Origin of the sequence: Desulfovibrio psychrotolerans, assembly GCF_013340305.1 — a bacterium.
GTDB classification, from domain to species: Bacteria; Desulfobacterota; Desulfovibrionia; order Desulfovibrionales; family Desulfovibrionaceae; genus Halodesulfovibrio; species Halodesulfovibrio psychrotolerans.
On record NZ_BLVP01000035.1, the window covers coordinates 1 to 23450 of the forward strand.

A 23450-nucleotide genomic window follows, 5' to 3' on the forward strand; every position below is an offset into this window, starting at 1 on the left:
GGAATACGTTTCAAAGCTGAACTAATCTGACAATTCTGGCCCGTCAAAAGGGACGACTGTCAGATCAAGTATGAACCACTACACCTGAGGGCAATTTGCCCAGTTGCCATAAGGCTTCCACCCTTCAAGTTTTCTGCCGCACTTTTCTCTGACCCAAATAGCTATTCCTGGGTAGCTTCGAACCCAAGAGGCGAGGCGATTGCGATCATAGAAGTCAACAAAGCATCCCAATGCATAGTCGGTAATGATCTCGCGCATCCTTTGAACGCGTTTTTTGAGGGCCGAATCCGTCGTTGTTCCTGCGCTGCTAACAATGATGTATGCACCACCTTGTGCAGCAATCTCCTTGATCGAATCACGAAGCGCACCGCCAGAGCACATCTCATTACCAATTGCTGCAGGTGGCATGTCAGGCTTCTTAACCTGAAAAATAGTCTGCGCTTTAGGAATAAAACCGTCTGAATATGGCAACGAGGCTCGCGAGACGCGAACGTCAACGCCCCCGTCTGATGCGTCCTGACTTCCACCCCAAGTAACCCCGGCGGTCGGAAGACCATGTGAAGCCAACTCAGCTTCACAAAGAAGGCCTACTAATGCGCGTAACTCGCTGTCATTGAGGCTGGCAATGTCATCGCTGGATATTTCAAACATAGAGCACCTATAGGCAAGGCTTCATTGCAATTACCATTTTGCCAATTTTATAACAATAATAGGAAAACACAAAACGAACGTGTCAGGCGTTGTTAACTATGAGTTAAAGATTATTTCTCAGCGGATATCTCTTCATGGCTGGCAAAATCCCCCCGCCCCTTTCCCTCCCCCATCCCCCGTACATTTCCCTTAAATAAAGCTGGACTCTTGTTATTATTTCAGTAGAATTATTTCAACAAAATAATTCAAACCCAATAATCGCGCCTCAGAGCTTTGCCATGACCAGCACGAGAAACCCCTTCTTCACAGGAACCATTGGCCCGGACCAGCCTTTCTGTAACCGGACAAAAGAACAGGATGCCCTCATTCAGCATGCAGAGTCGGGCATGAACGTCGTTCTCTTTGCACCTAGGCGCTACGGGAAAACGTCCCTTGTCCAGCGGGTGCAATCGCGGTTGGAAAAGGAAATGGGCCATTGCGTCATCTATGCGCAGTTCTTCCGCCTCATGTCCGTAGACGACCTCGTTGACCGGCTTGCAAAGGCTGTCTTCAAAGGCCTCCATGGACACCTCTCTTTGCTGGACAAAGGGCGCCGATTTTTACGGTACTTTCCTACCTTCTCCGTCGGCTTCAGCCTCAATCCTGACGGAACACCAAGCATATCCGTTGCGCCCACAGAACGCCGCATGGAAGCCTTGGACCGGCTTGAATCCCTGCTTGGCGATATCAGCCGCTTTTTGGAGAACGAGCACACTCAGGTCACCATCGCACTGGACGAATTTCAAGACATCGTGGACCTCAAAGATGGCCGCGTGGAGGCAATTCTTAGGGAGCATGTCCAGCGCCACCGGGCTGCATACATCTTTCTTGGCAGCCGACGCAGGGTACTCCAAGAAATCTTCACAACCAAGGACCGCCCCTTCTACCAAAGCGCAACAATGATGGAACTTGCCCCGCTGCCTCACGAAGAACTTACGGAGTTTATCTGCGATCAGTTTGCCCTTGCCGGCAAGTCGTGTCCGAAAGAATACGCCGCAAAGATGGTAAAGCTCGTGCAGCAGTACCCATATTATGCACAGGCGTTGGCCTACCGAGCTTTTTCACTAAGCTCCGGCACATGCACAGAACAAAACGTTGCCGAGGCATATGCCGGAATGCTGGAAAACGAGAGGTACGGCTATCAGGCCATCGTTCAATCCCTGTCCGCAGCGCACCTGAAATTTCTTTGCGCCATATCTGTCCATCCCTTTGCTCAAATCACCTCAAGCGAATTTCTCCAAAATCACGGCCTCTCGCTGGGCGGCGTGCAACATGCAACAAGGCACTTGGCAGAGCAGGATATCATCGAAAAAACACGTGAAGGCTGGAGGGTCGTGGATCCCATTTTTGAAGACTGGCTTCAGCGAACATTTGCCTAGTTTCTGACTCCGGCTTTAAGAACTTCCCCCACTACTTGTTTTTCTTCCCAAACGACTGTCGCCATTACCGTGGCTTCTCCATCCCCCAAACGCAAAAACCCGCCCGGAACGCCATGTACCGGGCGGGTTCTTCATTGCAATACTCTCACGCTGCCCGCGTACGGGCCGTTACTTGCGGCTGGCAGGCTCCACAAACAGGCGGAAACCGCGTATCTGGTTGCCGTTCATCACGGTAAGCACTTCCGGCGCATAATCCTGCGGCACTTCCACAAAGCAGAAGCGGTCATAGATTTCTATGTTGCCTATCATCTTGCCGGGCAGGCCGGTTTCTCCGGCAATGGCTCCCACTATGTCACGCGCGCCTATGCGCATCTTGCGCCCCACGTTCAGGAACAGACGCACCATGCCCACCTGCGCGCCCGTATCGCCGAACCCGCCGGATGTCTCGTCCGGCAAGGCATCGCCAAGGTCGCGCTTCATCATAATACGCAACAGGGCCGCCGCCATTTCCATGGTGGTCAGGTCGCCGTTGAACTCGGTTTCGATAAAGCTCTCCACCGTAGAGATGTACCGTTCCAGATTGCCGGTCTGAATCTGCTGGCGAATTTCCTGCAACAGCTTGCCGGACTTGGCGGTTTCCACCTCTTCAATGGACGGAATCTGGTGCTGAACAATGCGCGCCTTTGTGTAACGCTTAATGTCGCGCAGCTTCCAGAACTCCTTGGGCGACACAAACGTAAAGGCGCGGCCGGAGCGACCGGCGCGGCCCGTGCGGCCTATGCGGTGCACGTAATATTCCACATCGTTGGGAATATCAAAGTTGACCACGGCCTCCACGTTTTCCACGTCTATGCCGCGCGCGGCAACGTCCGTTGCCACCAGAATCTCTATGCCCCCCTTGCGGAAGCGGTTCATCACGCGGTCGCGCTGGGTCTGGTTCAGGTTGCCGTGCAGGCCGTCTGCCTGATATCCGCGCCCCTGCAAGTTGGCGGTAAGTTCATCAACCCCGCGCTTGGTGGAGCAGAACACCACCGTAAGCTTGGGGTTATACACATCCATCACGCGGCACAGCGCATCTATCTTCTGGAAGGGCCGCACCTCGTAGTATATCTGTTCGATATTGGGAACGGTGAGCACCTTCTGCGTCACCTTGAGGAACTCCGGATCTTTCAGAAACCGCTTGGCAAGATTCAGAATCTCCTGCGGCATGGTGGCAGAGAAGAACACCGTCTGCACCGAGTCCGGCACCTTCTCCAGAATGAATTCAATATCCTCGCGGAACCCCATGTCCAGCATTTCGTCCGCTTCATCCAGCACCGCCAGAACCACCTTGTCCAGCACAATGGTGCCACGCTCCAAGTGGTCCATAACGCGCCCGGGCGTGCCCACAACAACCTGCACTCCGCGCTTAAGCGCCTTGAACTGCCTGTCTATGGGCTGGCCGCCGTACACCGGCAGCACGTTCACGCTGCGCATGCGCTTGGCAAGATTGGAAATTTCTTCAGAAACCTGAATGGCCAGTTCGCGCGTGGGGCAAAGCACTATGGCCTGCACATCCCTCTCGCGCGGGTTAATGCGTTCCAGAATGGGAATGCCGAAGGCGGCTGTCTTGCCCGTGCCCGTCTGGGCCTGCCCAATGATGTCACGCCCCTGCATGATGGGCGGAATGGCCAGAGCCTGAATGGGCGAAGCCTCTTCAAAGCCCATGTCCTCTATGGATTTGAGCACCTCGGGCGAAAGCTCAACCCCTTCAAAAGAAAAACCTTCCATTGATAATCCTTACGCGTTCTCGGCATCCGTTCGCAACGCTGAGGGCGATGCGGCTCCGGCACCCTGTGCCAGAAAGTCGATCTTTCGCCCGGAGGGTTGCTGTTTCACACGATATTCCATCCGTGCCGCACTGCGTCGGTCGGGAAACAAGGCGCTGGCAACCAGCGTAACCGGGGTGCGGGTGCGCGTATATTTCGCGCCCGTCCCCCTGTTGTGCTCGCCAAGGCGTCGCTCCAAATCCGTGGTTATGCCGCAATAAAGCGACATATCCGCGCAGCGCACCAGATAGACAACCCAAGTCTGATCCGCCATGTTTGTATGGTTCCTGTTGTTCCGCGCGTAATGCCAGGCACGCGCGCAAACCCCTGTTATGCGCAGCCGCAGTCTTCTTCCGGCAGCTTGCTGAACGGGTGAGCCTCACCCGGCTTCAGTTCAAACAACCGGCACTCCGGCGCAAAATTCTCCAGTGCAGCACGAAAAGCGCGGGTGTTCTGGTCCAGCACGGGAAAGGTCCCCCAGTGCATGGGCACCACGCCCCGGCACCTCAGCAGCGAACAGGCAAGAGCCGCCTGCCGCGCATCCATGGTGAACACGCCCCCTATGGGCAGCAGCGCCACATCAATATCATAGAGCCTGCCCCACAGCTTCATGCCGGAAAAAATACCCGTATCGCCCGCATGATATATCGTAAAGCCATCATCCAGCCTGAGGATGTAGCCCACCGCCACGCCGGATTCCGATGAGTGGTACGCCTGCGTCATGGTAACGGAGACGTTGCCCACGCGCACCGTACCGCCGATATTGAAGCCGATGCCGTTCACCACCTGCGCGGCGGGCAGGTCTGCCGCCAGCTTGCCTGCCGTGCCCACCACCGCACCGAGCATGGCCCCGGTTGCCTTGCATATGTCCGCCGCCTGCCCCACATGGTCGCCGTGGTCATGGGTCACAAACACGGCATCCGGGCGGGCAATATCGGTCCATGCGCTGTCCGCAGAAGGATTACCGTGGAAAAAAGGATCAATTATGATGTTTGTGGTGGGAGTGGCAATCTGAAAATTGGAATGTCCGTGCCATGTCAGCGTGTTCATGCTGCCTCCTTGCCGAAATTCTCGGGCCTGCTGCCCTGCTGTTTTCGTCCGCTACCATCCGCTTTTGTTCACGCACCTGATTTCGCCTGCTTCCGCCAATCCGGGAGCCGCTTCAATTGGACGGTACCTGTCCTTCATACCCTGCCCCCATGCCCTGCCAGCGCCTTACCAGCGTATTCTCCAGCCCCAGCTGATCCATAATGCGCCCCGCCAGGTGATCCAACACACCTTGCAGGTCAGCCGCTCCAGAGTAAAATCCCGGTACCGGAGGCATAATGCAAGCCCCTGCCTCATCCGCCGCCAGCATGTTGCGCAGATGCACACGATTCAGCGGCGTTTCGCGCGGCACAAGAATGAGCGGCCTGCGCTCCTTGAGCGTCACGTCCGCCGCCCGGTGCAGCAGGTTGGAGCCCAGCCCGTTGGCTATGGCCGCCAGCGATGCCATGGAGCAGGGACACACCACCATGCCGTCATGCCGCCACGACCCGCTTGCCGGAGGAGCACCAAAATCCTGCGGCGCGTACGTCGCATGAGCCCATGCCGCAAGCTGCTCCACCTGCATGGCAGACTCCAGCACCAGCACCTGCCGCGCGGCATCGGAAACAATGAGATGCGTCTCCACCTGCCCGCTACCGTGCAACGCCCGCAGCAAGGTTACGGCAAGAGGCATGCCGCTGGCCCCGGTTACTCCCATCACTATCCGTTTCATACATCCCCATTGTGTCTGGAGCCCATTGTGTCCGGAGCATCGCCCGCCCCGGCCAGCCTTGCCCATTCTGGCACCGCATACCGGCTCAGACCATGATTATACGCCGCAGAACGCGACCGGCAATACGGCTGCGCTCCCTCGAACACGCCCCCCGAGGCGATTCATAGGCGCACCTTCACGCCCCCTACCCCGCAGCAAAAGAACCATACCCTCGATGCAGGTGGGCTTTTAACAGAATTGTCCACAAAACGCCAGTTGGAGCTTTACCCGAACCGCCGTAACGCCAGCCCCACCACCACCGCTCAGACTACGGATTATGCCTTGACAACCGATGCCACCCCGCTTACTACAACCTTCCCTATGGGCTATTAGCTCAGTTGGATAGAGCGTTGGCCTCCGGAGCCAAAGGCCGCAGGTTCGACTCCTGCATAGCCCGCCATAAGGAATACAAGGACTTGTGCTGCAAAAGCGCAAGTCCGTTTTCTTTGCGGGTAACAAATGGGGAACACCTTGCCAGAAAATATGCCTGCGCGGGCTGTCGCAGCGTCGCACATCCCCGTGCATCACACCTCTCAAAGCACTCTCCCAACACCGCCCCGAAGCTTTCCAACCCTGCTGCCTCCACGCCTACTGCCCGGATGCAGCTCCCGTGGCAGACATGGGCTCCGGGTCTGGCGCAGGCATAATAACTATCCGTTCCGTGCGCTCCATCAGCGGGGTCGCATTCACTCCCGCGCAGCTGGACTTGCTCACCATATCGAGGCGGAACACCAGCACATATTCACCGGGCTGGCGAAACACAAGGCGGCTTGCAGGGAAACCCGGAACCACATCGGGGCGGCTGCCCTGCGGGTGCTGCGTCACATCTATGTTCACGGCGGCGTACGCGCCCTCCGGCACGGCCCCGGCTTCTGTCAGAAAGGTGGCTACAACCGTTCCGCCCGCCACTCTCTCGCCTGAAAGGACAAGGCTGCGGCCAGCATGCTCCTGCGTGCGGCGGTCAGATGGAGTACCTGCCCCGGCACCGGGCACTGTACCCGTCGCCTCGCGGGAAGGGATATCCGCAGCCCCACCGGAAGACGTTGCGGAAGCGTTGCCGGATGCAGTTCCGGCAAGCATGGCGGATTGCGACGTAGCAGCAGCCTCTGCAGCTTTGCCCGCTGCGCCTGTTACGCCTGTTACGCCTGTTGCTGCAGTCGCGCCAGACGCCTGTGCCCCCACGCTCCAGAAAATACACACGACCACAAGGGATAAAACGCACATCCTGCGCATGAGCACCTGCCATGGTTGTGGTTGATGATGCCTTGATAATACGCACTCGCCACGCTATAGCAATATGGTGGGTAGACACTGGGTATCCTCGCTGTCCTCAATTCCCGTCTCAACCCAAGCTCTGCTCCAGCGGGTCCGGAGAAGATGCCCACAGCATTACCATCAAGACACAGGCCACTATTCACGCCTGCGGCAATCCCCGCAGGAACGGAGCACGGCATGAGCGAGACACCGGAATCCACTCCCGACCTGCTGGAACGCATAAGCAGTAACCAGCCCCTCTTCCTGAACCGCTGGTCCCTACGCATGGCCGAGGCAGGCTACCTGCAGCACACCACGGCAAAACGCGTGGACTGCATCCTTGCGCTGGACGAATTTCTGCAGCCCATCCTTGACCACGCGGCTGCCCACTCCGGCCAGCCGGAGTTCCGCGACCTTGTGCGTAACGACAATGACTGGAGCCGCTTCCTCACAGAATCCGCCCGCAGGCACCGCATGCGGGGCGTTCCTGCCGAGATGTTTCTCGGCTGCTTTAAAACATTTATCCACAGCCTGCTGGATGTGGTGGAGCATCTGGAAGCGCCGCCGTGGCGGCGCGAAGAGGCCGCACGCCTCATCCGACTGTACGGCGATGCTCTGGAAGTGCTGTTTCTGCAGGACTGGACGCGGTTTCTGCCGGAGCTTACCGAGCAGAAAATTGATGAAATGAACAGGCTACTTACGCTAGAAAAATGCCGGTTTGAGAACATTCTCAACTCCACCTCCGACCTCATCCTTGTGGTGGACAACGACGGGCTGGTGGTGAACGCCAATGCCGCCGTCAGGGACGCATTGCCGGTCTCCCCGGAAGAAATTCTCGGTCGCCCGGTGTGGAAGATTTTGGATTTGGAAGGACGAACGGTGGAAGAACTGCTCCGCTACTATCCCGTGGGCATCACCTGCGAGCTGGCTCCTTTCGGAGAGTCGGCCATCTACCGTATGCAGATTACCCCGCTCAACTCCGTAAGCCTTGCCAGCGACCAGTATATCGTGGTGCTTACCAACATTACCACGCAGGCCATGCAGCGCGAAACGCTGGAACGCATTGTGGACGAAAAAACCGAAGCCCTGCGCAAGGAAAAGGAACAACTGGAAGAAATGAACATTACCCTGCGCAACGTGCTCAAGAGCATAGACAGGGAACGCGAAGAACAGGCGGACAACTTGGCTGCAAAGGTCAGCACGCTGGTGCTGCCCGCACTGGAACGCATAGAAAACGAGAGCGACGCGGCTATACGCAAGGGCTACACCACTGTGGTGGCAGACCAGCTGCGCAGGCTCGTCCCCGGCGGTTCCGGCACAGACCCGCTGCTGCTCAAACTCACGCACATGGAGATGAAGGTCTGCCAGTTTATCCGCTCCGGCCATTCCACCAAGGATATCGCCGACCATCTGAACCTGTCTGTGGAAACCATTCAGACCCACCGCAAAAACATCCGGCGTAAGCTGGGGCTGCTGGGCAGCAGCGTAAGCCTGTATGCCCATCTGGCCACACAGGCCCTGCGCGACTGAAGCACTCCCCGGCACACAACGCCACAAACCGACCGGCCTGCTCTTTTCCGCAGACGATGCTCCCAGAAAACGGCCTGCCCGGCAGGGGATGACCACGCACCCGATGGGTATATCTTCCTACCCAGTATTTCCCTGCTTTCCCGCCTGTGAGGAAATCATCTCGTTCCGTAGCATATAGGGTAGTATTACTGCCAAACCCTGCTGCGGAGGTGCATTATGCCCCACACCATACCCGGAGAATGTCCGACCAGACATGAAACCAGCCATGAGGCCGGACATGAACCCGGACGAACGGCTGAACATACGGCCCGACATGTATCGGAACATGTCTCAGAACATGTCTCAGAACATGCAGCCCGGAACACAGCCCCCGGCACGTCCCGCATAGTGCCCGACAGTCATACCGGCAAACGCGCAGAAATCGCAGACAACGAAACGCTTGCCGCCCTGCGGGACTTTTTTGCGGCCACAGGCGCAGCCGACCTGCGGGATGCCGCCAGCCGCATCGCCGCCGCGACAGGTTCTCCCCTGCCCGCCGAAACCGACTGGACCACCGCCGAGTATCTCTTCAACAGGCTGTTCGTGGGTCCGGCAGCCGTGCCCGCGCCGCCCTATGCCTCCGCCTACGGCGATGACGAATCCCTGCTCATGGGCAAACCCGCGCAGGCCGCGCGGCAGGCATACCGCAGCATGGGGCTGGCCGTACCCCGTCAGGGCACGATTCCGGATGACCATCTGGCCTTTGAGCTGGACGCCGTGCTCGCCCTGCGCTCCCTTGCAGAGGCGTCTCCCTCCAGTCCTGCAGGGCCGCACGCGGCCTTCATCACCGACCATATGGCCTGCTGGCTGCCCCGTTTCATTCAGGCAGTGCGGGCTAACCTGCCTTCCGGCACCGCCGAAGGTATGCCCGGCCCCCCGGAACACACGGTGTGTCCCGTCACGCTGGCCGTAGACACGCTCGCCGCGTGGCTGGACGAAGAAACCCGAAGCATGGCGGCATCCAGTCCGCATTCCCAGAACACCAACTCCAAGGAGGAGTAGCCATGAAGGAAAAAAACAGTGGTCTGAGCAGGCGGAGATTCCTGCAGGGAATCTCCGCAGCAGGCGCAGCGGCCCTGCTGCCCTGCCGTTTCCTCATGCCGCATTCCGCGCAGGCCGCGGCATTCTCTGAGCAGGAATATCAGGTGTTCCGCAACGCCTGTCCGCGCAACTGTTATGACACCTGCTCCATTAAAACCTACGTACAGGACGGGGTGGTCAAGTTCATAGAGGGAGCACAGGAATCCACCTTCACGCACGGCGGCCTGTGTGTGAAGGGCTATGCCTATCCCCGCCGCGTCTACAGCCCCGACCGCATCAAATACCCCATGGTGCAGGACGGACGCCGCACCGGCAACTGGCGCCGCGTAACGTGGGACGAGGCCATGGACCGCATAGCCCGCAAGGTGCTGGAACTGAAGGAACAGGATGGCAGCCTGCTGGGGCTTGGCCTGACCAAATATTCCGGCAACTTCGGCATCACCAACTACGGCGTGGAAGGCATGATGTCCTCCCTCGGCTACACCACGCGCTTTGTGGGCACCCCCTGCTGGCCCGCAGGCATAGACGCCCAGAATTACGACTTGGGCGACATGTGGTGCAACGACCCGGAAGACATGGTGAAGTCGCGCTACATCATCATCTGGGGCGCAAACCCTGCGTGGTGCTCCGTGCACTCCATGAAGTACGTGATGGAAGCCAAACGACGCGGAGCCAAGGTGGTGGTCATAGACCCCGTATTCACGCAGACTGCCGCCAAGGGCGATGTGTTCTGGCAGCCGGAAACATCCAGCGACGGCGCTCTGGCACTGGGCATGGCCCGCCACATTCTTGATGCGGGCCTTGTGGACCGCGACTTTGTGAACAACCATTCCGTGGGATTCAACGAATTTGCCGACTACCTGCGTGCCAACGTGACCGTGGAGTGGGCGGCGGAACGCAGCGGCATTCCCGCACAGCAGATACGCGAGGTGGCGGAAGAGTTTGCCTCGGCAGACCCGGCCACCATCTGGATAGGCTACGGCATGCAGCGGCATACCAACGGCGGCGCTTCCGTGCGCGCCATTGACGCGCTGGTGGCCATGACCGGCAACGTGGGCAAGGAAGGCGGCGGTGCACGCTATGGACATCTGCGCACATGGGGCTTCAACTACCACGCCCTGCTCCAGAAGCAGCCCGAGGGAGCAGTGGGCTTTGTGGGCGGCGGCGGACCCAAGGGCGACTTCGACTTCACCAAGGAAGAGGCAGCCGCCAGCTACACCGACCGCACGGTTAACATCAACAAGACCGCGCAGGCCATACTGGATACCAAAGACCCCGCCATCCGCATGCTCTGGGTTTCCTGCAAGAACCCCTTTGCGCAGGACTTCGACCGGCCCAAGCTCGAAAAGGCCTTTGACACGCTGGATCTGGTGGTTTCCGTGGAACAGTTCTTCACCGAAACCGTGAGCAATTCCGACATCGTGCTTCCCGTGACCACGCTGTTCGAGGAATGGACGGTGAACGTCTCCTACTGGCACTACTGGATGGGGCTGAACGAGCAGGCCATAACGCCCATGTTCGAAACCAAATCCAATATCGAAATAGCGGCCCTGCTCTCCAAAAAGATGAACGAGCTTTCCCCCGGCTCCTGCACTTTCCCGCAGGAAATAGACACCCGCGAATGGCTGGAGAAAGAGTTCAATCAGGGCATCTACGACACCTTCGGCATCTCGCACTGGACAGACCTGCGCAACGGCCCCGCCAAGGCGCGTATGGCCTCCAGTGCTTCGTGGCACGACAAGGCCTTCGGCACGCCTTCCGGTAAATACGAGTTCAGGTCCGAGCTGTGCGAGCAGAACGGCCACGCGGCCCTGCCCGTCTACAAGGAAGGCCGCAAGCCCTATGACGTATTCCGCGTGCTGACACCGCACACCCAGTTCGGCCTGCATTCGCAGTTCATCAATCTGGACTGGATGAAGGAATACAACAAGGAACCGTTCATCTACATGCATCCTGATGCGGCCCGCGAAAAAGGCATTGCCGACCTGGACACCGTGCGCGTCTTCAACAAGGTGGGCGAGGTGCGCAGCCGCGTCAAGCTTACCCGCAACGTGGCAAAGGACTGCCTGCTCATGTACGAGGCGTGGTTCGGGCCGGAATCCACATTCAACGTGCAGAATCTGGTGGACGACGAGGCATCCGACATGGGCGCCTTCAAGACCGGGGCACCGGGCGTAGCCCTGCACGACCAGTTCGCCAATGTGGAAAAGCTTTAAGGAGAGTGGACAATGAACAAGCAATACGCCTTTCTGGTGGATTCCGAGCGCTGCATAGGCTGCTTTACCTGCGCCATGGCGTGCCGCAACTACTACCGGCATGAAAAGGGAGTGGTCTGGCGGCATGTCTACCCGCTGCATGAGGAAATATATCCTCACAGGGAGCGGGCCTTTTTCTCGCTGGCCTGCAACCACTGTGAAAACCCCGCCTGCCTGAACGTGTGCCCTGCACGGGCCTATACCAAACGCGAAGAGGACGGCGTGGTGGTGCACCATCAGGAACGGTGCATAGGCTGCGGCAACTGCATACGCTCCTGTCCCTACGGAGCGCCTGTCTACAACCCCGTGGAGAAACGGGCGGAAAAGTGCAGCCTGTGCCACGAGCGGCTGGATGCGGGCCTTGAGCCCGCCTGTGTGCAGAGCTGCCCCGTTCAGGCCATACGGCTGGTAGACCTGAACACGCTGGAACCGGGCAACGAAGTGCAGTTCCCCCCCGGATTCCCCAAGAACACCAAGGTGAACCCCACCACACGGTTCATCCTGCCCAAAGCACCGACAATGGTGAGGAGGTAGTCACATGCAATCCATGGAAATACCGCTGGTCCTGTTCACGGTGCTCTCGCAGGCATCCGTGGGCATAGCGCTCATGAGCGCCGCGCTTCTGGCAACCGGCCCGCAGTCCGGGCAGGGCGCCAACATTGCCAAGGGCTGGGCAGCCGCCACGGCTCTCATGGTCGTGGGCGTGCTCGCCTCACTGTTCCATCTTGGTCATCCGCTGGAATCCTTCCGCGCTCTGGCGCATCTGGAAAAGGCGTGGCTCAGCCGCGAGGTGCTGGCCGCTGGCGTCTTTGCGGTGCTGGCCGCAGCCGCCATCCGTGCAAATCAGTCCGCCGCGCTGGTATACGCAAGCGCCGCCACCGGGCTTATGCTGCTGCTGGCATCCGGCATGACCTACGCCCCCGCTGCCCTGCCCGCCGTGAACAACGCCCTGCCCACCATCTTCTTTGTCATCTCCGCCGTGGTGCTGGGTGCCGGGTTCGTCAGCTGGTTCGCGGCATCGTCCGCACAGCCGCTGCTCCGGCGCATCTTCAGCACGGCTCTGGTGGTGGGACTGGTGGTCAGCCTTGCCGCCCCGTGCGTCTGGCTCTCCGGCGGCGAGATCATGCGCCAGACCGGCCTTGCATGGCTGGGCTCCGGCCTGTACTGGACGCACATTGTCATCATGGCGGCATGCCTTGCCGTGACGGCAAAAGCCGACTTCATCCCCCGCTGGCTGCCCCTGCTCGCACTGGCGGGAGAACTGGCAGGGCGCGCGGCCTTCTTTGCGGACACCGTGCATACGGCCACGCATATGGGCGGCGTATACTGATAAGACCCATCCCCGTTAACACACAGTCCGGGGCGGCGCACAGGCCGCTCCGGACCTTGAGCAGGGCCGGCTGCATCGGCCGCATGCGGCAACACTCTCCATCTTGTTTAAAAAAGCACAATATATTCGATGCGTGACAGAATCGCCGCATCCGCCCTATACTGCCCTGAAGTCACAGGTCCATCTCCGGCTCCGCTCCGGCTTCGCCTCCCGCACGTGCATGCGGGCATCTTCTTACAGCGCAGGATGCTATGAACATCGGAAACTACACCTTTGAAGAATTCAAGCAGTTGGCTGCCGGGTTCCACGGCTACCCCGCCCCCGGTCTTCTCATCGGCGGCTACATGGTGGAGGAAGCCCGGGTCCGGCTTCCGGAAGGCACTCTTTTCGAGGCCATGGTGGAAACATCCAAATGCCTGCCGGACGCCGTGCAGTTGCTGACCCTGTGTTCCACCGGCAACCAGTGGATGAAAGTGCTCAATCTGGGCCGCTACGCCCTTTCGCTGTACGACAAATTTTCCGGCGAAGGCTGGCGCGTGTATGTGGATTCCGAAAAGCTTAAGGCATGGCCGGAAATCCACGGCTGGTTCATGAAGCTCAAGCCCAAAAAAGAACAGGACACAGACAGACTGTTCGCGGAAATAGAAGCTGCCGGAGCCACCATCTGTTCGGTGCAGCAGATTGTCATCCGCTCCAAATATCTCGGCCACTCGCACATGAGTGCCATTTCGGAATGCCCGGTATGCCGCGAGGCATATCCGCTGACGGACGGAGCCATCTGCCGGGGCTGTCAGGGCGAAGCCCCCTACAGCGTTGTACACGGGAGCACCGGTGCCGGAGCTTCGCTGGCCGGAACAGGCAGTGCTGGCGTTGCCGGCAGCGTGCTTTCCCGCCCCGCCCTGCGCACTGTTTCCGCAGAAGAGGCCGTGGGGCAGAAAGCCCTGCACGACATGACCCAGATTATCCCCGGCGAGACCAAGGAACCCGCTTTCCGCGCCGGGCAGGAACTTTCGGTGGGCGATGTGTGCCGTCTGCAGCAGATGGGCCGCTTCCGCGTGCATGTGGAAGACCAGGTCCCCGGTGACGAATGGGTGCACGAAAACGATGCCGTGGCTGCCTTTGCCGCCCGCATGGCGGGAGAGGGCATTGAGTACGACCTGCCTCCCGCCGAGGGCAAAATCAACTTCCGCGCCGCCCATGACGGTCTGCTGTCCATAGACCTCGACGCCCTGGAACGCTTCAACCTCTGCCCCAACGTCATGCTCGCCACACGGCAGTCCGCCTCGCTGGTGGACAGCGGCAAGGATGTGGCAGGGTGCCGCGCCATTCCCCTATACATTTCCCGCGACCACTTCAGCCGCGCCATGGCTGCACTGGGCCATGAACCCCTGCTGCGCGTCCTGCCGCTGCGCAAGGCGCGGGTGGGCATTCTGGTCACGGGCACAGAGGTCTTCAAGGGCATCATTCAGGACAAGTTCGCGCCCATCATCACCAACAAGGTAGTGGCGCTGGGTTCGTCAGTCTCCGGCTCGCTCATCGTACCGGACGACCGCGCCATGATAGCGGACGGCGTGCGCAGCCTGCTGGACGGCGGAGCGGATCTCATCGTCACCACGGCAGGCCTTTCCGTGGACCCGGACGACGTAACCCTGCCCGCTCTGGAAGACGCGGGGCTCACGGACGTGCTTTACGGCGTTCCCGTGCTTCCCGGCACCATGACCCTGCTGGGCCGCATCGGCACGGCGCAGGTCATCGGCGTGCCCGCCTGCGCGCTGTTCTTCAAGACCACCGGGTTTGACCTGCTGCTCCCGCGCCTGCTCGCAAGCGACACCATCACCCGCAAGGAACTGGCGCGCTACGGCGAAGGCGGCTTCTGCCTGCAATGCAAGGCGTGCACCTTCCCCAAGTGCCCGTTCGGAAAATAAGCAGAACAGCCTGATTTTTTCAGCGATTCCGCAACACGCCGTTGCCTTCGCGCATGTTCTGTGCATTAATGGAACCGGAAACAAAACGGCCGCCGCATCTTCCGGTGCGGCGGCCACCCCTTCCGGCAGAGCAGATTGCGACATCGCGGAGCAGGGCAATGACCCACACTTCTCCGGACACATACCGGCGTTTGGTCAGACACACGGCAGCCTGCCTGCTGCTCTGTCTGTCTGCGCTGTTTACCATGCCTGCGCACACCGCACGGGCGGAGCATCCCATCACCCTGCTGCACTACTGGACAGGCTCTATGGCCGGGGGCATAGCCGACATGGTAGATGCCTACAACGCACGCTCACCCGCCATTCCCGTCAAAGCCGTGGGCATGGAGCACGAATCCTTCAAAACCGCCATACGCGGCATGCTGGCCTCCGGCAACGGGCCGGACATCTTCAGTTACTGGGCCGGGGCGCGTACACAGTCGCTTATCGATGCCGGACAGCTGGCCCCCGTGGACGCGGTGTGGAACGCCTCCAACCTCTCCGCCGTTTTCCCTCCTGCGGTGGCGCAGGCCTGCACCTACAACGGTCAAAAATACGCCATTCCTGTCACCCAGCACCTTGTGGGTTTTTTTTATAACGTCAAACAGTTTGCCGCCCTTGGCCTTGAACCGCCCGCAACATGGGAACAGTTTCTTGCCGTGTGCGGGAAGCTGCGCGCCGCCGGAGTGGCCCCTCTGGCACTCGGCAACAGGGAACGCTGGCCCGCGCAGTTCTGGTTCGACTACCTGCTCCTGCGCACCGCCGGGCCTGAATACCGGCAACGCCTGATGCAGAGCAGGGCCGCCTATACGGACAGCGAAGTGGTTCGGGCCTTTACCCTGTGGAGACAGCTTCTGGATGCAGGGTACTTCAGCCCCGTCACGGAATCGGCAGACTGGGCAGAGGCCGCGCGCGAGGTACGCGAAGGCAGGGCGGGCATGACCCTCATGGGCACGTGGGTCATGGGGTATTACGCTGAACAGCTTGGCTGGAAGGAAGGGGAGGATTACGACTTCTTCGTCTTTCCCGCCATAGAACCGGGTGTGCCGCTCGTGGCCGTAGGCCCCATAGATGTTCTGGTCATGGCACCACATGGGCACGAGCAGGAGATGCGGCAGGTGCTGGCCTATTTTGCGGATACGGAACTGCAGCAGGTCATGAGTCTGGGTTCAGGCGCACTGGCCCCAAGTTCCCTTGTACCCCCGGACTTCTATTCCCCGCTCAAGCGGCGTCTGGCAACCATTGTGCAGCATGCGGAAAGCTGGCAGTTCGCCTACGACCTTACTGTACCGCCGGTTACCGCCGATGCCGGGCTGGGCCTTTTTGCCGCCTTCCTGCGCGGCGAGCAGCGGCTGGATTCCCTGCTGCGCAGCATGCAGAAACGCATGGAAGCGGCAAGCCCTGTGCCCGGAAAGGCTCCCTGAGCCTTCTAAGAAACGTCCTGTCCGGGCGCATGTCCCGGTTCTCCCGGTTCGCCCGGTTCGCCCGGTTCGGCATTCCCTTCCGACCCCACACACGCCTCGCCTGCGCCGGGCAGCCGGATGCAGAAACGCGCCCCGCCCCGGTATTCCGTATCCAGCCAGATGCTGCCCCCGTGGTTGCGGGTAATGATGAAGTACGAGACAGAAAGCCCAAGCCCGGTTCCCGCTCCCGGCTGCTTGGTGGTGAAAAACGGCTCGAACACCTGCCGGAAATTGTCTTCCGGCACGCCGGGGCCGTTGTCTTCCACCTCTATCATGGCGTTGCCGTTGTCCCGGTATAGCCGAATGGTAATGCGCGGCACGCGTTCCCCATCCGCAGCCGTCTCCCGGAAAAGGGCCTGTGCCGCGTTGCGCAGCAGGTTCAACACCACCTGTTCTATCTCCTGCGGAGAGCACAGCACCTCCGGCACATCGGGCGCATATTCCTTGGCAATGCGTATACTCTTGAAATCGTATTTCTTCTTCAGGTCATAGTCGGTAGAGGCAAGCTCTATGCACTTGTCCAGCAGGGTATCCAGACAAACCGCGGTGTGACTGTCCTGACTCTGCCGTGCAAAGCTCAGCATATTGCTTACAATACGGGCGGCGCGTTCGCCGGATTCCCGTATGCCCTGCAGCAGCGAGGTTATGCCGCGATCCCGCATATAGCCATGCATGGCGGACAAGTCGCACCCGCTGGCCCGCGCCGCAGCTTCATTGGCAGGCAGGTCCGCAGAGAACCGCCGCTGAATATTCTGCACCCCGAGCAGTATGCCCGCCAGCGGATTGTTAATCTCGTGCGCCATACCGGCCGCCAGACCGCCCACAGACATCATCTTCTCGGTCTGAAGGATAAGCTCCTCCATACGCGCCTGCTCGGTCACATCGTCCAGCCGAATAACCACACTGCCTGCCGCCCCTCTGGACACCGGAAAAACCATAACCGTCTCCAGCCGCTTTCCCGTTCCGCCCTTCCCATACAATGCAGGTTCAGACGATGCAGATTCAGACGATTCGAGCGACGATGCAGCCCCCTGTATGGCCCCCTGTATAGACTGATTGACAAGGGAAACCGCCCGCCCTTCGCGCATGGCCGATTCAATAACCGGGCCGTACGCCGCCATGCGGGGCAGCACCGTGTAAAGGTCCGCCCCCACCAGTGCATCGGCATCAAGCCCGGTTGCCTGCTGTGCCGCCTTGTTGCAGTGGGTGACCCTGAACGCATCCCCCTGCCCCTGCTCCACGCCGATAACGATGGACGGCATGGAATCCAGCATTTCCTGAATAAACGTATGCGCCAGCCGCAAGGCATCATACTGATTCTGCAACCGGGAAACCATAATGACCATAGACTGACGCAGGCTGTTCATTTCCTGCAAAAAGGCATCCTCAGGCGCAGACACAGCAGCCCCGTCACTCATGCTCACCGTGCGGGCATAATTCTCTATGCGCCTGAGCGGGGTACCTATGTAGAGCTTCAGAATATTGTTGAGCAGCAGAAAAATGAGCAGGTCCAGCGTGATGATAGACACCGCAATACGCCGTAGCGAAGCCGCAGCCCGCGCGTCCGCGTGAGCGGTGGTGCCCTGTACGGCAATGGTCCCCAGCACCCGCCCGTGCAACTCTATGCTCCGTTCGGCCTTAACAATCCGTCCGGCTCCGGTACCACTCCCCCCCGTGGCGCGCATGTCTCCCACGCTGCCCGGATCAGCATCTGGCAGACCCCGCGGTGCCGCATCCGTTCGCACTCCCTGCTGTACGGCTTTCTCGTCAAACGCTCCTTCCAGCGTTTCCACCGCACGCACGCTGCCATCCGGGGCACGCACGCCGCCGCTCGCCACTCTGCCGGAAAGGGTGTCCGTCACCAGAATGGCCTGAATGTCCCGCTCCATGAAGCCGTTATGTACAATAGTGCGGGTCTGGTCGTCCTGAAAATTCCATAGCGTCAGCGCCAGACTGGCGGCCATCTGCTCTGTAGTCTGCTCAATGCGCAGCACAAGTTCACTGTAATACCGGTTCTTTTCCCGCAGATAATCCGTCACTCCGAAGAGCAGAAGCACCAATGTGATAACGGCAAGCAGGGAGATATTAATGAAAACAGATGTGGATGGGCGATACGTAACCATACTTTGCACTGCCGGAGTTACACTATAAGCAGAACACTGCGTGAGTCGCCAACAAAACCACAGGGGAACTCTTCTGCCATTCTAGGGAACATACGCCACTTGGCAGGGCTTGTGAAGCCACAACTCCTGCACGAACCACATCCAGCAGGCACCGAAGAACGCCGGTTTACAAGACTCCCGTTCCGGTATACCGCACAGGGGCCTGCCGTGCAGGACATTCACTCACAGGACGCAGCATGCACGCCTCCCGTACCGACCACGCAGAATTCATCCACAGCCTCGCGCAGCGCATAGTGCGCGCCGCCCACCCGGCGCAAGCCCGCCTTACAGAGGAAGAGGCTCTTGCGCTGGCTGCCCTGCCGCGCTCAGCCGCCATGGATCTTGTGGGCGGAGCACGGCGCATAGCCGCTGCCTGCCGTGGCAACGCCACCTTCACCTGCGGCATCATAAACGCCAAGTCCGGCCGTTGTTCAGAGAACTGCGCCTTCTGCGCCCAGTCCGCGCACCATGCCACCGGGGTTGCCGTCTACCCCCTGCTCAGCAATCAGGACCTTATGGACCGCGCCATGCAACTGGCAGACGCAGGGGCAGACCGTTACGGCATTGTCACCAGCGGCAACACCGTGACAGACAGGGAACTGGACAACCTGTGCGAGGCCGCGCAGCGCATTATCACCCGTACAGGGCTGGGGCTGTGTGCCTCGCTGGGGCAGCTTACCCAGCACCGGGCGGCACGGCTGCGGCAGGCGGGCTTTTCCAGCTACCATCATAATCTGGAGACCGCGCGCAGCTTTTTTCCGCACATCTGCACCACACACCCGTACGAAGATGATGTGACAACCGTGCGGCACGCGCTGGACGCCGGATTCCGGGTGTGCAGCGGGGGCATTCTTGGGCTGGGCGAAAGCCCGGCGCAGCGGGTGGAACTGGCGTTCACCCTGCGCGATATGGGCGTGCATTCGGTGCCGGTGAACTTTCTCAACCCCATCGCGGGCACACGGCTGGCAGACCGGCCCACACTGCACCCCTTAGAGGCTCTTGCCGCGCTGGCACTGTTCCGCTTCATCCTGCCGGACAGGGACATCCTTGTGGCAGGCGGGCGCGAAACAACACTGGGTGACTATCAGTCATGGGTGTTCATGGCAGGAGCCAACGGCCTGATGATAGGCAACTACCTCACCACCTCCGGACGGGACATGGCGGCAGACATGGCCATGCTGGCCGATATGGGGCTGCTTCCTGTCTCATGAATCCTGTCAGGCTGCGGCCTGAATCTGTTTTGAATCGGGAGTTACAGCACCAGCCGCCAGAGCATTCCGGCTGCGGCACACCCCGCCAGCACAGGTATCATACCCAGCCACAGGCGGTGCAGGGCCACAAAGGCTGCAAAAGCCAGCACCAGCGCGGGCACATCCGCCGTGGCCATATCGGGCACGGGCAGGCTGCCACCGGGAAAAGCCAGCGCATCCACCCTGCCGAACAGGGAATGCAGGGCAAACCATAACGCAAGGTTGAATATCACGCCCACTACAGAGGCCGTTATGCCGGAAAGGGCGGCAGAAAGGGCACGCACGCCCCGCAGCCGCTCAATGAAGGGTGCCCCCAAAAATATCCACAGGAAGCAGGGAGTAAAGGTAACCCACACGGCCAGCGTAGCGCCCAGCATCCCCGCCAGGGCAGGCGGCAGATCGCCCGCATTGCGGTAGGCCGCCAGATAGCCCACGTATTCCAGCACCAGAATCAGGGGGCCGGGCGTGCTTTCGGCCAGTCCCAGACCATTGAGCATGTCCTCTGCCGAAAGCCATCCGAAATCCGCCACCGCCGCCTGCGCCACGTAGGCAAGCACGGCATAGGCACCGCCAAAGCTCACCACCGCCATCTTGCTGAAAAAGACCGCTATGCGCGCATACACGTTCTCCGGGCCCAGAATCGCCAGCAGCAAAAATACGGGCACAAGCCACAGGGTGAGCCACGTTGCCAGCACCCGCAGGCTGCCCCGTACCGTCGGCGCGGCATGCTCACGGCCATTGACCGGTTCTTCATCCTCGTCCTGTGTGCCGGAAGAGCCCGAGGAGGCGGAAGAGGCGGGTGTTCCCGTCCCGTTAGCCCCTATTTCATGACGAGCCCAGCCCAGAATCCCCGCCATCAGCACCACCAAAGGGAAAGGCACCCCGAAGACAAACAGCGCCAGAAACGCCCCGAAGGCCAGCGCCCACGCATACGCCCCCACCAACGCCTTGCTTCCGATGCGCATAAGCGCCATAACCACCACGGCCAGCACGGCGGGCTTAAGCCCCCAGAACAGTGCCTCCACGGCGGGCACCTGACTGAAGGCCGCGTACAGGGCGGAAAGGGCCAGCACCACCAGAAATCCCGGCAATATGAACAGCGTGCCCGCCACCAGTCCGCCCCGCGTGCCGTGCAGCAGCCAGCCCACATACGTGGCCAGTTGCTGCGCCTCCGGTCCCGGCAGCAGGTTGCAGTAGTTCAGGGCGTGCAGGAAACGCCCGTTGCTCACCCACCTGCGCTCTTCCACCACCATGCGGTACATCATGGCTACCTGCCCCGCGGGACCGCCGAAGCTGAACAGCCCCACCCGCAACCACAGTGCCGCCGCGTCAACAAACCGCACGTTGCCTGCCGATTCTTCCCCGTCAGAAGGCCGCTCAGCCCCAGACAGGTCTTGCGCCCCTGCTGGTTTATTGATGCGTTCCATCACGTCTTCCATCCTTCATGGTGCGGCCCGTTATACCTCGGTACTGCCGGATATCGCCCGTTACTACCCAAGACGCATGCGCTCTTCATGCGGTTCAACGCGCCTAAACGCGTCCTGCTCACTGGTGACGTATATCGGAATCGGCATCACCCTGCTCGGCGGCGCAGCGTACCAGCGTTGCCAGCATGTCCAGATCCTCGCCCTGCGGTTTGACAAAGCATCCGCCCATACCCACCACGTCCCGTTTCTGGGATACGTGACGCGGGCTGAACCGCAGCTTCTGCACCGCGTCCAGCTTGCGCCGCAGGGCGGCACCGTCACCGTTGCTGGCGCGCAAGGCCAGTTCTGTCAGATTTTTGGGAAACTTGAAGAACAGAAATGTCTCCATGTCGCGGACATCCTGCATGTCCACGGGAACAGCGCTCAGGTCGCCCCCCGTCAGTTCCATGAACGCCCCGAAATGCGAAACGTTGCGCAGCACGCCCGTAACCCGGCGTCCGCGCTCACCTCCCACGGCAAGCACCATGGGAATATTCACGGCGCAGCGGTCATCGCGCCTGCCGTTATGCCCGCCTTCGCATTCCATACGCCGGACAATGCGCACCCGCCGCAGGTCCTCGCCGTAGTGGAACATGGTGGCCCCGCGGCTGTTCCACAGGCTCACCGCATCCTCCGGGCCATCGGCCCGCGGGCCGCTTTTTTCACACTGTTCGCAGGAAAGAAAATAGTACACACCATCAAATCGCAACAACGCAGATCTGCCGCCGCAACTGGCGCACGGCTTCGGCTCCCGCATAAAACACTCCTTGGCCTCCCCCCGGAACCCAAATTGATAATGAAAAATCAATATGGTGGCATGCTCTCAAAATACATGGCGTGTTAATGAAAATCCACAACATTCTGCAACAGCTTGTCCTCCTCCCGGCAAGAGGCTACACACTCCCCATGCTGCACTCCCACGACCACGCCGCCTTTGCGGACTCCCTGCTCCTTTGGTTTTCGCAACACCAGCGTCCCCTGCCGTGGCGGCGGGATTACACGCCCTATCAGGTGTGGATATCCGAAATTATGCTCCAACAAACTCAAATGGAACGGGGCGTGGAGTACTTTCTGCGCTGGATGGACCGCCTGCCGGACATAGCCGCCGTGGCAGACGCGGACGAAGAAACCGTCCTCAAACTCTGGGAGGGACTGGGCTACTATTCCCGGGTGCGCAATCTGCACAGGGCGGCACGCATCATCGTGCGCGAGCATGCAGGGGAATTTCCCGGACGTCTGGAGCATATCCGCGCCCTGCCCGGCATAGGCGACTACACGGCAGCCGCCATCGCCTCCATTGCCTTCCGGCAGGATGTGGCGTGCGTGGACGCCAACGTGGAGCGCGTGCTTGCCCGCGTGTGCGACATCGATACCCCCGTGAAGCAGAAGGAAAACATGGCCTTTGTGCGGGCTACCGCGCAGGCGCTGCTGCCTCCCGGCAAAGCGCGGGAGTTCAATCAGGCCATGATGGAACTGGGAGCGCTGGTCTGCTCCAAAAAAGCACGCTGCGAGGATTGCCCGGTCCGCCGCTGGTGCGAGGCGCACCATCTGGGCATAGTGCATGAACGTCCCGTGCCGGCAGCCCGCAAACCTGTCAGCCATATCGATGTGGCCACCGGAGTGCTGGTACACCAGGGGCGCATCTTCATCCAGAAACGCCCCGACCACGGGGTATGGGCGGGATTCTGGGAGTTTCCCGGCGGCTGTGTGGAACCGGGGGAAACGCCTGAACGCACGGTGGAACGCGAGTTCATGGAAGAAATGGAATTTCCTGTTGAGCACGCAGGCAAGATAACCGTCATCCACCACGGCTACACCACCTATCGCGTGACCCTGCACTGCTTTTTCCTGCGCCTGCGCAGCGGCACCTCCCCCGCCCCGGTGCTGCACGCCGCCACGGACCACCGCTGGGTACGCTTCGGGGAACTAACGGACTACACCCTCCCCGCAGGGCACCGCAAACTTGCAGACATGCTCGCTACAGACCTGCGCCTGCCCGCCCTGCTGGACGGGTAGCCGCC

General features: G+C 60.3%; 19 protein-coding genes and 1 tRNA gene. 11 read left to right on the top strand and 9 right to left on the bottom strand.

The annotated features are described in order from the left end of the window. Positions 1-78 precede the first annotated feature (78 nt). Positions 79-651 carry a hypothetical protein gene (locus HUV26_RS13705; protein ID WP_174410702.1) on the bottom strand — a complete coding sequence of 191 codons (573 nt, stop codon included), beginning with the start codon at positions 649-651 and terminating at the stop codon, positions 79-81. A 278-nt stretch (positions 652-929) separates the two neighbouring features. Here HUV26_RS13705 and HUV26_RS13710 point away from each other — a divergent pair, with 278 nt between their 5' ends. Continuing rightward, a complete protein-coding gene (locus HUV26_RS13710; protein WP_174410703.1) occupies positions 930-2069 on the top strand; it encodes an AAA family ATPase in 1140 nt (379 codons plus the stop codon). A 168-nt stretch (positions 2070-2237) separates the two neighbouring features. Here the strand turns inward: HUV26_RS13710 and HUV26_RS13715 are convergent, their stop codons facing one another. From HUV26_RS13715 to HUV26_RS13730, 4 genes are all read right to left on the bottom strand, one after another. Further along, positions 2238-3839 carry a DEAD/DEAH box helicase gene (locus HUV26_RS13715; protein ID WP_174410704.1) on the bottom strand — a complete coding sequence of 534 codons (1602 nt, stop codon included), beginning with the start codon at positions 3837-3839 and terminating at the stop codon, positions 2238-2240. A gap of 9 nt (positions 3840-3848) precedes the next feature. Beyond that, positions 3849-4151, bottom strand: coding sequence for a GIY-YIG nuclease family protein (locus tag HUV26_RS13720; protein ID WP_174410705.1), 303 nt, complete (start codon positions 4149-4151; stop codon positions 3849-3851). Positions 4152-4207: 56 nt separating this feature from the next. Beyond that, positions 4208-4927, bottom strand: coding sequence for a metal-dependent hydrolase (locus HUV26_RS13725; RefSeq protein WP_174410706.1), 720 nt, complete (start codon positions 4925-4927; stop codon positions 4208-4210). Between the two features lie 112 nt (positions 4928-5039). After that, positions 5040-5636: a UbiX family flavin prenyltransferase gene (locus HUV26_RS13730; RefSeq protein ID WP_174410707.1), complete on the bottom strand. Its 597-nt coding sequence runs from the start codon at positions 5634-5636 to the stop codon at positions 5040-5042. Between the two features lie 362 nt (positions 5637-5998). On the opposite strand from HUV26_RS13730, the gene HUV26_RS13735 reads away from it, so the two are divergent. Further along, positions 5999-6075, top strand: a tRNA-Arg gene (locus tag HUV26_RS13735). 188 nt (positions 6076-6263) lie between these two features. On the opposite strand, the gene HUV26_RS13740 is transcribed toward HUV26_RS13735, so the two are convergent. Further along, on the bottom strand, positions 6264-6908 hold the full coding sequence (locus HUV26_RS13740; protein ID WP_205245153.1) for a hypothetical protein: 645 nt from the start codon (positions 6906-6908) through the stop codon (positions 6264-6266). A gap of 219 nt (positions 6909-7127) precedes the next feature. Between HUV26_RS13740 and HUV26_RS13745 the strand changes: the two genes are divergently transcribed. The 7 genes from HUV26_RS13745 (at position 7128) to HUV26_RS13775 (ending at position 16512) form a co-directional block, all read left to right on the top strand. Then, positions 7128-8459 carry a LuxR C-terminal-related transcriptional regulator gene (locus HUV26_RS13745; RefSeq protein WP_174410709.1) on the top strand — a complete coding sequence of 444 codons (1332 nt, stop codon included), beginning with the start codon at positions 7128-7130 and terminating at the stop codon, positions 8457-8459. Between the two features lie 387 nt (positions 8460-8846). Then, positions 8847-9500 carry a TorD/DmsD family molecular chaperone gene (locus tag HUV26_RS13750; RefSeq protein WP_174410710.1) on the top strand — a complete coding sequence of 218 codons (654 nt, stop codon included), beginning with the start codon at positions 8847-8849 and terminating at the stop codon, positions 9498-9500. Positions 9501-9502: 2 nt separating this feature from the next. Continuing rightward, entirely contained in the window at positions 9503-11755 is a 2253-nt protein-coding gene (locus tag HUV26_RS13755) for a molybdopterin-dependent oxidoreductase (protein ID WP_174410711.1), read from the top strand. A gap of 12 nt (positions 11756-11767) precedes the next feature. After that, positions 11768-12328 (top strand): 4Fe-4S dicluster domain-containing protein, encoded by a 561-nt coding sequence (locus tag HUV26_RS13760; protein ID WP_174410712.1) that lies wholly within the window; start codon positions 11768-11770, stop codon positions 12326-12328. 4 nt (positions 12329-12332) lie between these two features. Next, complete coding sequence (locus HUV26_RS13765; protein WP_174410713.1) at positions 12333-13124, top strand: dimethyl sulfoxide reductase anchor subunit family protein; 792 nt, start codon at positions 12333-12335, stop codon at positions 13122-13124. Positions 13125-13375: 251 nt separating this feature from the next. Further along, positions 13376-15049, top strand: a complete 1674-nt coding sequence (locus HUV26_RS13770) for an FmdE family protein (protein WP_174410714.1) — start codon at positions 13376-13378, stop codon at positions 15047-15049. A 158-nt stretch (positions 15050-15207) separates the two neighbouring features. Beyond that, complete coding sequence (locus HUV26_RS13775) at positions 15208-16512, top strand: ABC transporter substrate-binding protein (RefSeq protein WP_174410715.1); 1305 nt, start codon at positions 15208-15210, stop codon at positions 16510-16512. Positions 16513-16517: 5 nt separating this feature from the next. On the opposite strand, the gene HUV26_RS13780 is transcribed toward HUV26_RS13775, so the two are convergent. Further along, positions 16518-18674 carry a two-component system sensor histidine kinase NtrB gene (locus HUV26_RS13780; RefSeq protein WP_174410716.1) on the bottom strand — a complete coding sequence of 719 codons (2157 nt, stop codon included), beginning with the start codon at positions 18672-18674 and terminating at the stop codon, positions 16518-16520. A 236-nt stretch (positions 18675-18910) separates the two neighbouring features. Between HUV26_RS13780 and bioB the strand changes: the two genes are divergently transcribed. Next, entirely contained in the window at positions 18911-19924 is a 1014-nt protein-coding gene (gene bioB, locus HUV26_RS13785; RefSeq protein WP_174410717.1) for a biotin synthase BioB, read from the top strand. Positions 19925-19965: 41 nt separating this feature from the next. Here the strand turns inward: bioB and chrA are convergent, their stop codons facing one another. Both chrA and HUV26_RS13795 read right to left on the bottom strand, forming a co-directional pair. Then, positions 19966-21390: a chromate efflux transporter gene (gene chrA, locus HUV26_RS13790; protein WP_205245154.1), complete on the bottom strand. Its 1425-nt coding sequence runs from the start codon at positions 21388-21390 to the stop codon at positions 19966-19968. Positions 21391-21508: 118 nt separating this feature from the next. Continuing rightward, the gene (locus HUV26_RS13795; protein WP_174410719.1) at positions 21509-22186 is read right to left on the bottom strand and encodes a Lar family restriction alleviation protein; all 678 of its coding nucleotides are present in this window, start codon (positions 22184-22186) and stop codon (positions 21509-21511) included. Positions 22187-22335: 149 nt separating this feature from the next. On the opposite strand from HUV26_RS13795, the gene mutY reads away from it, so the two are divergent. Then, a complete protein-coding gene (gene mutY / locus HUV26_RS13800; RefSeq protein WP_174410848.1) occupies positions 22336-23445 on the top strand; it encodes an A/G-specific adenine glycosylase in 1110 nt (369 codons plus the stop codon). Positions 23446-23450: the final 5 nt, after the last annotated feature.